The organism is Stutzerimonas sp. NM35 (assembly GCF_054604355.1).
This window is the reverse complement of sequence record NZ_CM137728.1, coordinates 1,694,697-1,706,693: the sequence shown is the minus strand read 5'-3', so window position 1 is coordinate 1,706,693 and position 11,997 is coordinate 1,694,697. Positions and strand designations below refer to the sequence as shown.

Annotated in this window: 8 protein-coding genes and 3 tRNA genes; 9 read left to right on the top strand and 2 right to left on the bottom strand. The window is 58.8% G+C overall.

Annotation, left to right across the window (positions count from 1 at the left end):
• Positions 1-6: 6 nt before the first annotated feature.
• Entirely contained in the window at positions 7-501 is a 495-nt protein-coding gene (locus ACYCFC_RS08010) for a peptidylprolyl isomerase (protein ID WP_459653626.1), read from the bottom strand.
• A 1,154-nt stretch (positions 502-1,655) separates the two neighbouring features.
• Between ACYCFC_RS08010 and ltrA the strand changes: the two genes are divergently transcribed.
• The 3 genes from ltrA to cysS all read left to right on the top strand — a co-directional run bounded on the left by ltrA (position 1,656) and on the right by cysS (position 6,641).
• Positions 1,656-3,395: a group II intron reverse transcriptase/maturase gene (ltrA, locus tag ACYCFC_RS08005; protein WP_459653625.1), complete on the top strand. Its 1,740-nt coding sequence runs from the start codon at positions 1,656-1,658 to the stop codon at positions 3,393-3,395.
• Between the two features lie 174 nt (positions 3,396-3,569).
• On the top strand, positions 3,570-5,252 hold the full coding sequence (locus ACYCFC_RS08000) for a glutamine--tRNA ligase/YqeY domain fusion protein (protein ID WP_459653624.1): 1,683 nt from the start codon (positions 3,570-3,572) through the stop codon (positions 5,250-5,252).
• Positions 5,253-5,255: 3 nt separating this feature from the next.
• The gene (gene cysS / locus ACYCFC_RS07995) at positions 5,256-6,641 is read left to right on the top strand and encodes a cysteine--tRNA ligase (RefSeq protein ID WP_459653623.1); all 1,386 of its coding nucleotides are present in this window, start codon (positions 5,256-5,258) and stop codon (positions 6,639-6,641) included.
• Positions 6,642-6,701: 60 nt separating this feature from the next.
• Here the strand turns inward: cysS and folD are convergent, their stop codons facing one another.
• On the bottom strand, positions 6,702-7,556 hold the full coding sequence (gene folD / locus ACYCFC_RS07990; RefSeq protein ID WP_459653622.1) for a bifunctional methylenetetrahydrofolate dehydrogenase/methenyltetrahydrofolate cyclohydrolase FolD: 855 nt from the start codon (positions 7,554-7,556) through the stop codon (positions 6,702-6,704).
• A 268-nt stretch (positions 7,557-7,824) separates the two neighbouring features.
• On the opposite strand from folD, the gene ACYCFC_RS07985 reads away from it, so the two are divergent.
• The 6 genes from ACYCFC_RS07985 to clpX all read left to right on the top strand — a co-directional run bounded on the left by ACYCFC_RS07985 (position 7,825) and on the right by clpX (position 11,947).
• Positions 7,825-7,901 (top strand) — tRNA-Arg (locus ACYCFC_RS07985).
• A 34-nt stretch (positions 7,902-7,935) separates the two neighbouring features.
• A tRNA-His gene (locus ACYCFC_RS07980) sits at positions 7,936-8,011 on the top strand.
• Positions 8,012-8,058: 47 nt separating this feature from the next.
• Positions 8,059-8,143: transfer RNA gene (locus tag ACYCFC_RS07975), tRNA-Leu, on the top strand.
• Positions 8,144-8,529: 386 nt separating this feature from the next.
• On the top strand, positions 8,530-9,840 hold the full coding sequence (tig, locus tag ACYCFC_RS07970; RefSeq protein ID WP_181085301.1) for a trigger factor: 1,311 nt from the start codon (positions 8,530-8,532) through the stop codon (positions 9,838-9,840).
• 89 nt (positions 9,841-9,929) lie between these two features.
• The gene (gene clpP / locus ACYCFC_RS07965; RefSeq protein WP_181085303.1) at positions 9,930-10,568 is read left to right on the top strand and encodes an ATP-dependent Clp endopeptidase proteolytic subunit ClpP; all 639 of its coding nucleotides are present in this window, start codon (positions 9,930-9,932) and stop codon (positions 10,566-10,568) included.
• Positions 10,569-10,666: 98 nt separating this feature from the next.
• On the top strand, positions 10,667-11,947 hold the full coding sequence (clpX, locus tag ACYCFC_RS07960) for an ATP-dependent Clp protease ATP-binding subunit ClpX (RefSeq protein ID WP_181085305.1): 1,281 nt from the start codon (positions 10,667-10,669) through the stop codon (positions 11,945-11,947).
• Positions 11,948-11,997: the final 50 nt, after the last annotated feature.

Genomic DNA, 11,997 nt, shown 5'->3' with positions numbered 1-11,997 from the left:
CGAGGCTTACTCGACGATCTCGGCCTTTTCGATGATGACGTCATCCACCGGAACGTCCTGATGACCGGATTTCATGGTGGTGGAAACACCTTTGATCTTCTCGACCACATCCATGCCTTCGACGACTTCGCCGAAAACGGCATAGCCCCAACCCTGGACGGTGGGGGCGGTGTGGTCGAGGAAGTCGTTATCCTTGACGTTGATGAAGAACTGCGCGGACGCCGAGTGCGGCTCCATGGTGCGTGCCATGGCCAGGGTGCCGGTCTTGTTGGAAAGGCCGTTGTTGGCTTCGTTCTTGATCTGGGCGCGGGTGGCTTTCTGCTTCATGCCCGGCTCGAAGCCGCCGCCCTGGATCATGAAGTTGCCGATCACGCGGTGAAAGATGGTGCCGTCGTAATGGCCGCTCTTGACGTATTCCTTGAAATTGGCCGTGGTTTCAGGAGCCTTGTCTTCGAACAGCTTGACGGTGATGACGCCGTGATTGGTATGGAGCAGGATCATGGAAGGCTTCCTTGTATCAAGAAGAGGGATGTCGTTGCTGCAGAGGGCAAGCGCCTGGCTCTGTCAGGGGGTTGACGGGTCCGCTATCATAAGCGCTTTGGTGCGACACGTATGTACGTGTCGTGCTTGGTTTGGTTCACTGCACCATGGCTCCAAACCCTTTGTTTCAAGGGGTTAATGCTTAAAACAGCAGTCAATGTACCCGGCTCAGCCTGGTAATCCTACGCTTCGGACGCTCTGCGTTTTTACGAGGCTAGGCAATGAATCTGCATCAATTCGCACCCAAAATGGGTCCGCAATGGGGTGTAGAAACCAGAAAGTTGCAATCTAGCCTAGCTCGATTGTTACAAATAATGTCTAACCCAGAGGGTGAATTCCGCCCTCTGGGCAGATTTCGTCCCTCACGTTGGGCATCGAGCCTTTATCACCGTCGTGAGACGTTGGGGGACGTTGAACCAAGCACGGAGCGTCAGCTCCGAATCGCATTGCTCAGCTCCGCTTGTTTCAGGGAGTATCGAGCCTGGCGTGTACCCGCCAGTTCATTAGACCGGCATGCGTCAGGGGCCAACCCTGGGGTGTGAAGCCCGGTTAACAATGTCTCGCTCGCAAGAGGGTGTTATCCGGTGACGGAGAACGCCATACGTCCGAATTGCACGGACGTGCTGAGGCTAATGACCCAACCCGCATGGCTAACTCATGTGAATCGTCGCCAGAACCCTCGTAAATATGGACGGGCCTACGGCAATTATCGGCCTCAGCCAAAACGGCAGCGCAGTTGGACATCACAGTCAAAGCTTGTGATGCGGTACCACACAACTGCCGGGGGATAGACGAAGCCTAAACGGGAAATAGATGCGACTCGGGGAACGTGGCAATCCCGACCACTCGCCTGGCCAGTAGCTCGGTCAGGCAGGCAAACCGCAAGGGGCGCTGATGGGTGTGGGGAATGGGAGGATGCAACAAGCGAAGGGCTGCCTGTAATGGGTGGCATACCGGTTGAAACATCACCGGCAGGGGCAACCCTGGCTGACGTGCATCTGGTTTACGAGCGCAAAACATAGCCGCTGATTCCAGCGATAACAAACGACCCTATGGGCGACTACTGCCCATAGGGGAGTAGTCCGTCCTGAATGTCGTGATTTCAGGAGGACAGTATGAAAACGCAACCAGCAGCACCGGTCGCGTCTGCGTCCTTCGACGGGATGAAGAGCTGGCACGATCTTGATTGGGCCAGGGTTCAACAAACCGTTCGGAAAACGCAGCTAAAGATTGCGCAGGCAACTGGGGAAGGCAACTGGCGCAGGGTTAAACGCCTGCAACGACTGCTGACCCACTCGTTCTATGGCCGCTGTCTGGCTGTAAGGCGAGTCACGGAGAACCGGGGTCGCAAGACGCCGGGTGTCGATGGAGAAACCTGGGGAACGCCTCAGGCCAAGCTCCAAGCCGTGGGACGTCTGTCGAAAAAGCGAGGCTATCGGCCCAAGCCGCTACGGCGGGTATGGATACCGAAGCCCGGCAAGCCAGAGAAACGCCCACTGGGTATCCCGACGATGTTGGATCGGGCCATGCAGGCGCTGTATCTGCAAGCGTTGGAACCTGTAATCGAAAGCACCAGCGATCCGAAATCCTATGGGTTTCGCCCGGATCGTTCGACTGCTGATGCGATGGTTGAGCTGTTCCACCTGCTGTCGCCGCAAACGGCGCCGGTCTGGATTCTGGAAGGCGACATCAAAGGGTTCTTCGACAACATCAACCACGAGTGGCTGTGTCGGAATGTCCCGATGGACAGGAGGGTGCTGCGCAAATGGTTGAAAGCCGGGGTTATTGACCGGCGACAACTCATGGCTACGGAGGCCGGGACGCCGCAGGGAGGGATCATCTCGCCTTGTCTGGCAAACGCCACCTTGAATGGCTTGGAGACTCAACTAAAACGCCATCTGGCGCAGAAGTTAGGGGTTAAAAAAGCCAAGACAGCCAAGGTCCAATGTGTTCGTTATGCGGACGATTTCGTCATCACGGCAGCCTCGAAAGAGCTGTTGGAGGAAGAGGTCAAACCCTGGGTAGAGCAATTTCTGTCGGTACGAGGGGTTGCGCTGTCACGGGAGAAAACGCAGATCACGCATATCCACCAAGGCTTCGATTTTCTGGGGTGGAATTTCAGGAAGTACGTGCCGAAATCGCCGTATAGGAAGGCCAAGCTGCTGATCAAGCCCTCGAAGAAGAACGCCTCGGCGTTCTATCGGAAAGTACGTGAGATCATCAAAAGCAGTGGAGCATTGACGCAGGATGCGTTGATCGGCCAGCTGAACCCGGTACTGAAGGGGTGGGCGCAATACCACTCCCCGGTCGTGGCAAAACAAACCTTCAGCAAGCTTGATCACTTGGTGTTCTGGCGGCTCTGGAGGTGGGCGAAGCGCAGGCATCCAAGGAAATCGGCTGACTGGATCAGGAATAAATACTTCCGATCCATAGGCGGACAGAACTGGGTGTTTGCGTATCCCTACAAAAATGGCAAAGGAGAAAAGCAGTACCGACGGCTGTACAAGCTGGCGGAAACCGCAATCGTGTGTCACAAACGTCTACCGGGGGAATATCAGCCCTACGACGTGGCGCATGAGCTGAAGTGGGAGGTTCTGAGGGTTCAACGGATGCAGCACAAGCTGCGTTATCGGGGACAAATACTCAGTATCTTTCGCAGACAGAAGGGGCTTTGTGCCCTGTGCGGGCATGCGATCAGCAAGGAAACCGGTTGGCACGACCATCACGTCATCAAGCGTGTGGACGGCGGGCCGGATACTTTGAGGAACCGCGTGCTGCTTCATCCCAACTGCCATGCGCTAGTGCATAGCCGGCGTGAAAAGGTAACTCTGCGATACGGTGGTCTGGAATGCTAAGATCACGCGTCATTATTGCCGGTCAGCCAGTAGCTGACTTTTCGTAAACTTGAGCCGTATGCGGTGAAAGCCGCACGTACGGTTCTTAGGGGGGGACGGGCCAGTAATGGCCTGTCCCTGCCCGACATTTGGCCGGCCTACCCTGAGCCGCACTCGCTGATCGTTAAGGACACCATGAGCAAGCCTGAGACTACCGTCGCCACCAATTTTCTCCGCCCGATCGTCCAGGCCGACCTGGATTCGGGCAAGCATGCCAGCATCGTCACGCGCTTTCCGCCCGAGCCCAACGGCTACCTGCACATTGGCCATGCCAAGTCGATCTGCCTAAACTTCGGCCTGGCCAAGGAATTCAGCGGCGTATGCAACCTGCGTTTCGACGACACCAACCCGGCCAAGGAAGACCAGGAATACATCGACGCGATCAAGAGCGACGTGCAGTGGCTGGGCTTCCAGTGGGCCGGTGAAGAGCGCTATGCCTCCGACTATTTCGACCAGTTGCATGCATGGGCCATCCACCTGATCGAGGCGGGCAAGGCCTACGTCTGCGACCTGACGCCCGAGCAGGCGCGTGAATACCGCGGCAGCCTGACCGAACCGGGCCAGAACAGCCCGTTCCGCGAGCGTTCGGTCTCCGAGAACCTGGATCTGTTCGCACGTATGAAGGCCGGCGAATTCCCCGACGGCGCTCGTGCGCTGCGGGCGAAGATCGACATGGCTTCGCCGAACATGAACCTGCGCGACCCGATCCTGTACCGCATCCGTCACGCCCATCATCACCAGACCGGCGACAAGTGGTGCATCTACCCCAGCTATGACTTCACCCATGGCCAGTCGGACGCCATCGAGGGCATCACCCACTCGATCTGCACCCTGGAGTTCGAGGATCATCGTCCGCTCTACGAATGGTTCCTGGACAACCTGCCGGTGCCGGCCAAACCGCGCCAATACGAATTCGCCCGTCTCAACCTGAACTACACCATCACCAGCAAGCGCAAGCTCAAGCAACTGGTCGACGAGAAGCACGTGAGTGGCTGGGACGATCCACGCATGTCGACGCTGTCGGGCTTCCGTCGCCGCGGCTATACGCCGGCGTCGATCCGCAACTTCTGCGACATGATCGGCGTGAACCGCGCTGGCGGCGTGGTGGATATCGGCATGCTGGAATTCGCCATCCGCGAGGATCTGGATGCTAACGCGGCGCGGGCCATGTGCGTACTCAAGCCGCTGAAGGTGGTGATCACCAACTACCCGGAAGGCCAGGTCGAAAACCTCGAATTGCCGCGCCATCCCAAGCAGGACATGGGTGTGCGCGTCCTGCCGTTCAGCCGCGAAATCTATATCGACGCCAGCGACTTCGAAGAAGTCCCGCCGGCCGGCTTCAAGCGCCTGATTCCCGGTGGCGAAGTGCGCCTGCGCGGCAGCTACGTGATCCGCGCCGACGAGGCGGTGAAGGATGAACAAGGCAATATCGTCGAACTGCGTTGCTCCTATGACGAGAACACCCTGGGCAAGAACCCCGAGGGCCGCAAGGTCAAGGGCGTGATCCACTGGGTGCCGGCTGCCGAAAGCGTCGAGTGCGAGGTGCGCCTGTACGACCGCCTGTTCCGCTCCGCCAATCCGGAGAAGGCGTCCGTTGAAGATGAAGAGCAGGGCGGCAGCTTCCTCGACAACATCAACCCCGGATCGCTGGTGGTGCTCACCGGTTGCCGCGTCGAGCCGGCGCTGGCCAATGTCGCCCCAGAAGAACGCTTCCAGTTCGAGCGCGAAGGCTACTTCGTCGCCGACCTGAAGGATTCGCAGCCCGGCAAGCCGGTGTTCAACCGTACCGTTACCCTGCGCGATTCCTGGGGAGCCTGATACATGGCCTTGTCGATCTACAACACCCTGAGTAAGACCAAGGAAGCCTTCCAGCCGCTGGAAGGCAACCAGGTGCGCATGTACGTGTGCGGCATGACCGTCTATGACTTCTGCCACATCGGCCATGCACGAGTGATGGTGGCCTTCGACGTGGTCACCCGCTGGCTGCGCCAGTGTGGCTACGAGGTCACTTACGTGCGCAACATCACCGATATCGACGACAAGATCATCCGCCGTGCCAATGAAAACGGCGAGCCGTTCGAGGCGCTGGTGGAGCGCATGATCGCCGCGATGCACGAGGACGAGGCGCGCCTCAACGTACTGCGCCCGGATGTCGAGCCGCGCGCCACCCAGCATATCGACGGCATGTTCGCGATGATCCAGACCCTGATCGACAAGGGCTACGCCTATGCGCCGGGTAACGGCGACGTCTACTACCGCGTCGGCAAGTTCGTCGGCTACGGCAAGCTTTCGCGGCGCAGGATCGAAGACCTGAAGATCGGCGCACGCATCGAGGTCGATGAAGCCAAGGAAGACCCGCTGGACTTCGTCCTGTGGAAGGCCGCCAAGCCGGGCGAGCCCAGCTGGCAGTCGCCCTGGGGCGCCGGGCGGCCGGGCTGGCACATCGAGTGCTCGGTGATGTCCACCTGCTGCCTGGGCGAGACCTTCGATATCCATGGCGGCGGCCCGGATCTGGTGTTCCCCCACCACGAGAACGAGATCGCCCAGAGCGAGGCGGCCACCGGCAAGCAGTACGCCAATGCCTGGATGCACGCCGGTGCGGTGCGTGTGGACGGCGAGAAGATGTCCAAGTCCCTGGGCAACTTCTTCACCATTCGTGAGGTGCTGGAAAAGTATCAGCCCGAAGTGGTGCGCTATCTGCTGGTGTCCAGCCATTACCGCAGCCCGATCAACTATTCCGAAGACAGTCTCAAGGAAGCCAAGGGCGCGCTGGAGCGTTTCTACACCGCGCTCCGGGGCTTGCCCGGGGTGGCCGCAGCCGGTGGCGAAAGCTTCGTCGAGCGCTTCGGTGCGGCGATGGACGATGATTTCAACTCGCCGGAAGCCTGCGCGGTGCTGTTCGACATGGCGCGCGAAATCAACCGCCTGCGCGATGCCGACCCACAGGCGGCCGCGGCGCTGGCCGCTCGCCTGAGGGAGTTGGGTAACGTACTCGGCGTGCTGCAGATGAACCCGGATGTCTTCCTGCAGGCCGGTGCCGAAGGCAAGGTCGATGCTGCCGAGGTCGAAACCTTGATCGCAGCGCGCCTGCAGGCTCGCGCCGAAAAGAACTGGGCGGAGTCCGACCGCATTCGCGATCAGCTCACCGCGATGGGCGTGGTGCTGGAAGACGGCAAAGGTGGCACCACCTGGCGTCTGAGTGAATAACCTGGGCTGAAACAAAAAACGGCACCCGCGAGGTGCCGTTCTTGTTTTGAGTGCCGTGGGTCAATCGTGCAGGTGTTCCGCCGCATGCAGGGTGTTTTCCAGCAGGCAGGCACGCGTCATCGGGCCAACGCCGCCGGGCACGGGTGTAATCCAGCCGGCGCGCTGTACGGCAACATCGAATTCGACGTCTCCGAGCAGCTTGCCATCGGCCTGTCGATTAATCCCGACATCGATGACGATGGCGCCTTCCTTGATCCACTCGCCCTTGACCAGGCCGGTAATACCCGTGGCCACCACGATCAGATCGGCACGCTTGACATGCTCGCTGAGGTCGTGGGTGAAGCGATGGGTAACGGTCGTGGTGCAGCCGGCCAGCAGCAGCTCCAGAGCCATCGGGCGACCGACGATGTTGGATGCGCCGACAACGACAGCATTGAGCCCGTGCAGATCGACGCCGGTGCTTTCCAGCAGCGCCATGATGCCTTTCGGTGTGCAGGGGCGCAGTAGAGGCATGCGCTGGGCAAGCCGGCCAATGTTGTAGGGATGGAAGCCATCCACGTCCTTGTCCGGACGAATGCGCTCGAGCAACTGCGAAGCATCCAGATGCCGGGGCAGCGGCAGCTGCACGAGGATGCCGTCAACAAGCGGGTCATCGTTGAGCTGATCGATAAGCTTCAACAGCTCGTCCTGACCGGTCTCGGCAGGCAGGTCATGAGCGGTGGATTTGAAACCGACTTCCTCGCAGTCCTTGCGCTTGTGCGCAACGTAGACTTGAGAGGCCGGGTCCGTGCCCACGAGAATCACGGCCAGCCCCGGAACCCTGAGGCCTTGCCTGGTGCGCTCGGCAACTTTGCCGGCGATCTGCTGGCGGATGTTGGCAGCGATCGTTTTACCGTCGATCAGTTTTGCGGTCATGACGCTTGATTAACCATCGGAGAGGACTGAAAAAGGACGCGCATTCTCGCACGACGACACGGCCCGGCAAAGACGCTGCGTCAATGAGTTCGCGTAACTCCTTTACCCTGCTGAACTTTTTTTCATTTTGCTGTTGACGGCCTGCCGGCAGAGCCTTAAGATTCGCCCCGCTTGTCGAGCACAGCCTGCTGCTGGGTAAGACGGCTTTTGAAGGTGACTTCAATAGCCGGAGCTTGAAGTCTGCGCTCCGAATCGAATGCAGATAAAAGCGCCCGTAGCTCAGTTGGATAGAGCATCCGCCTTCTAAGCGGATGGTCGCAGGTTCGAATCCTGCCGGGTGCGCCATTCATTTGGTCTCTGGCACAAGCAAAGCAATATGGTGGGCGTAGCTCAGTTGGTAGAGCACAGGATTGTGGCTCCTGCGGTCGTGGGTTCGAACCCCATCGTCCACCCCATATTCCGAAGCGCCAGGCACTGCCTGGCGTTTTCGTTTGAAGCACTCGCGGACGTGGTGAAATTGGTAGACACACCAGATTTAGGTTCTGGCGCCGCAAGGTGTGAGAGTTCGAGTCTCTCCGTCCGCACCATCCGAATGGTTCCCCATGCCCATGCATGAGTCGGAACGCTAGAAAGCCGGCCCTTGAGCCGGTTTTTTTGTGGCTGTCTTTTCTTGAATACTCCCTGCCTATGTCCAGCGCATAAACTCGATTTCCGGAACCTCCTTTCATTTCGTCATGCGCGAAACCCGGATTGCTCTTCGCTGCGCGAACGGGCTTGATGTCGCGCTGCGCCTATCTCCTTATATATAGGCAGTGAGCAGTTTCTCGCATGCTGCAGTCGACCACGCACCGTATGCCCACTTTATACGCACGCATCGTCAGAGCAGGGTGACTTCTGTCATTCGAGCCACTAGAATGCTTGCCCATTCTGGGGCCGGAACGCCCGGCTTATGTCTGTGCAACGAGGAAAATCCATGCAAGTTTCTGTTGAAAGCACCTCCGCTCTTGAGCGCCGCATGACCATTGGCGTGCCGGTCGAGCGCATCGAGACCGAAGTCAACAAGCGTCTGCAACAGACCGCCAGCCGTGCCAAGATCCCAGGTTTCCGCCCCGGCAAGGTGCCGATGAGCGTGATCCGTCAGCGCTACGAAGCCGCGGCTCGCCAGGAAGCGCTGGGCGACCTGATTCAGTCGACCTTTTATGAGGCCGTGGTGGCCGAGAAGCTGAATCCGGCTGGCGCACCCGCTGTCGAGCCGAAAGTGTTCGAGAAGGGCAAGGATCTGGAATACGTAGCGACTTTCGAAGTCTTCCCCGAGTTCAAGGTTGAAGGTTTCGAGGCTATCGAAATCGAGCGCCAGCAGGCTGAAGTAGGCGATGCTGATGTCGACAACATGCTGGATATCCTGCGCAAGCAGAACACCCGTTACGAAAGCGTCGAGCGTGCTGCCGAGGACGGTGATCAGTTGACGATCGACTTCGTCGGCAAGATCGATGGTGAAATCTTCGCCGGCGGTTCGGCCAAGGGAACCCAACTGGTATTGGGTTCGGGCCGCATGATTCCGGGCTTCGAGGATGCACTGCTGGGCGCCAAGGCCGGCGAAGAGCGCGTGATCACGCCAACCTTCCCGGAGGACTATCAGAATCTCGATCTGGCCGGCAAGGCCGCCGAGTTCACGGTTACCGTCAACAGCGTCGCGGCCCCGCAGCTGCCGGAGCTGAACGACGAATTCTTCACTCAGTTCGGCGTTCAGGAAGGTGGCCTCGAAGGCTTCCGCGCCGAAGTGAAGAAGAACATGGAGCGCGAGCTGCGCCAAGCCATCAAGGCCAAGGTCAAGAACCAGGTGATGGAAGGGCTGGTCGCCAGCAACCCGATCGAAGTGCCCAAGGCCCTGATCGACAACGAAGTGGATCGTCTGCGCGTCCAGGCCGTTCAGCAGTTCGGTGGCAACATCAAGCCCGAGCAACTGCCAGCCGAGATGTTCCAGGAGCAGGCCAAGCGCCGTGTGGTTCTCGGTCTGATCGTTGCCGAAGTGGTCAAGCAGTACGAGCTCAAGCCTGATGATGCGCGCGTTCGCGAGCTGATTGAGGAGATGGCTTCGGCCTATCAGGAGCCCGAGCAGGTTGTGTCCTGGTACTACAAGAACGCCGAACAACTGAACGAAGTGCGTTCGGTTGTGCTCGAAGAACAAGTTGTAGATACTGTTCTGCAACAGGCCAAGGTGACCGATAAATCGGTCTCTTACGAGGAAGCGGTCAAGCCAGCGGAGGCACCGCAAGCGGCCTGATCTTCTTCAACCGATCAAGCACAACACTCATAAGCCAGCCTCGTGCTGGCTTATGTATTTTAGGCATGACATAGGGAGTATCGCTGGACATGTCCCGTAATTCATTTATGCAAGCTCCGGATATCCAGGCCGCTGGCGGTCTGGTGCCGATGGTCATCGAGCAGTCGGCACGCGGCGAGCGCGCCTATGACATCTATTCCCGTCTGCTCAAGGAGCGGGTGATTTTCATGGTCGGTCAGGTCGAAGACTACATGGCCAACCTGATCGTCGCACAGATGCTGTTTCTCGAGGCGGAAAATCCCGAGAAGGACATTCACCTGTACATCAACTCTCCGGGTGGTTCGGTGACTGCCGGCATGTCGATCTACGACACCATGCAGTTCATCAAGCCGGACGTCTCGACCATCTGCATCGGCCAGGCCTGCAGCATGGGCGCGCTGCTGCTGACCGGCGGCGCGGCAGGCAAGCGTTACTGCCTGCCGCACTCGCGGATGATGATTCACCAGCCGCTGGGCGGCTTCCAGGGCCAGGCCTCGGACATCGAGATTCACGCGCGCGAGATCCTCACCATCCGCGAACGTCTGAACAAGGTCATGGCCGACCATACCGGTCAACCCATGGAAGTGATCGCACGCGACACCGACCGCGACAATTTCATGAGCGGCGAGGAAGCCGTCAAGTACGGGCTGATCGACCAGGTTCTGAGCCAGCGCCAGCTGGCAGTCTGAACTTCTGATCTGGCGATATCCGGCTAATGCGTGGGCTTGAAAAAGCCCACGATTGCCTTCATCTTGTGTTTCAAGCCTTCCCCGATTGGATCGATCGAATGACTGATACCCGTAACGGCGAGGATTCCGGCAAGCTGCTCTATTGCTCTTTCTGCGGCAAAAGCCAGCATGAAGTGCGCAAATTGATTGCCGGCCCCTCGGTCTTTATCTGCGACGAGTGCGTCGACCTGTGCAACGACATCATCCGTGAGGAGGTGCAGGAAGCCCAGGCCGAAAGCAGCGCGCAAAAACTGCCTGCGCCCAAGGAAATCAGCGGCATTCTCGACCAGTACGTCATTGGTCAGGAGCGCGCGAAGAAAATCCTCGCAGTGGCTGTGTACAACCATTACAAGCGTTTGAACCAGCGCGACAAGAAGGAAGAGATCGAACTGGGCAAGAGCAACATCCTGCTGATCGGTCCTACCGGTTCCGGCAAGACACTGCTGGCCGAAACACTGGCGCGCTTGCTCAACGTACCTTTCACCATCGCCGATGCGACCACTCTGACCGAAGCCGGTTATGTCGGAGAAGATGTCGAAAACATCATCCAGAAACTGCTGCAGAAGTGCGATTACGATGTGGAAAAGGCCCAGATGGGCATCGTCTATATCGATGAAATCGACAAGATTTCGCGCAAATCCGACAACCCCTCCATCACCCGCGACGTGTCGGGCGAGGGTGTGCAGCAGGCATTGCTCAAACTGATCGAGGGCACGGTTGCCTCTGTTCCGCCTCAGGGCGGTCGCAAGCATCCGCAGCAGGAATTCCTGCAGGTCGATACGCGCAACATCCTGTTCATCTGTGGCGGCGCCTTCGCCGGTCTGGAAAAGGTTATCCAGGCGCGTTCGACCCAGGGCGGCATCGGTTTTAATGCCGAAGTGCGCAGCAAGGATGTCGGCAAGAAGATCGGTGAATCGCTGCGCGTGGTCGAGCCGGATGATCTGGTCAAGTTCGGCCTGATTCCGGAATTCGTGGGCCGCCTGCCGGTTATCGCGACGCTCGATGAGCTGGATGAGGCGGCACTGGTGCAGATTCTCACCGAGCCGAAGAACGCACTGACCAAACAGTACGCCAAGCTGTTCGAGCTTGAAGGTGTGGAGCTTGAGTTCCGTCCGGACGCCCTCAAGGCAGTGGCTACGCGCGCACTGGAGCGCAAGACCGGAGCACGCGGTCTGCGTTCGATTCTCGAAGGCATTCTACTCGACACCATGTACGAGATTCCTTCGCAGAAGGATGTCGGCAAGGTAGTGATCGATGAGAGTGTCATCGAGGGGACCTCGCAGCCGTTGCTGATTTACGAAAACAACGAGCCACCCGCCAAGGCTGCGCCGGACGCGTAACGAACAAAGGGGCCTTTTCGGCCCCTTTGCTTTTCTGTCCCATCCTTGTT

What these genes read in the sequence shown, in the direction of transcription:
- clpP (WP_181085303.1), top strand. Translation starts at nt 9,930, where the DNA reads ATGTCCCGTAATTCATTTATGCAAGCTCCGGATATCCAGGCCGCTGGC.
- folD (WP_459653622.1), bottom strand. Translation starts at nt 7,556, where the DNA reads ATGACCGCAAAACTGATCGACGGTAAAACGATCGCTGCCAACATCCGC.
- clpX (WP_181085305.1), top strand. Translation starts at nt 10,667, where the DNA reads ATGACTGATACCCGTAACGGCGAGGATTCCGGCAAGCTGCTCTATTGC.
- cysS (WP_459653623.1), top strand. Translation starts at nt 5,256, where the DNA reads ATGGCCTTGTCGATCTACAACACCCTGAGTAAGACCAAGGAAGCCTTC.
- tig (WP_181085301.1), top strand. Translation starts at nt 8,530, where the DNA reads ATGCAAGTTTCTGTTGAAAGCACCTCCGCTCTTGAGCGCCGCATGACC.
- ACYCFC_RS08000 (WP_459653624.1), top strand. Translation starts at nt 3,570, where the DNA reads ATGAGCAAGCCTGAGACTACCGTCGCCACCAATTTTCTCCGCCCGATC.
- ltrA (WP_459653625.1), top strand. Translation starts at nt 1,656, where the DNA reads ATGAAAACGCAACCAGCAGCACCGGTCGCGTCTGCGTCCTTCGACGGG.
- ACYCFC_RS08010 (WP_459653626.1), bottom strand. Translation starts at nt 501, where the DNA reads ATGATCCTGCTCCATACCAATCACGGCGTCATCACCGTCAAGCTGTTC.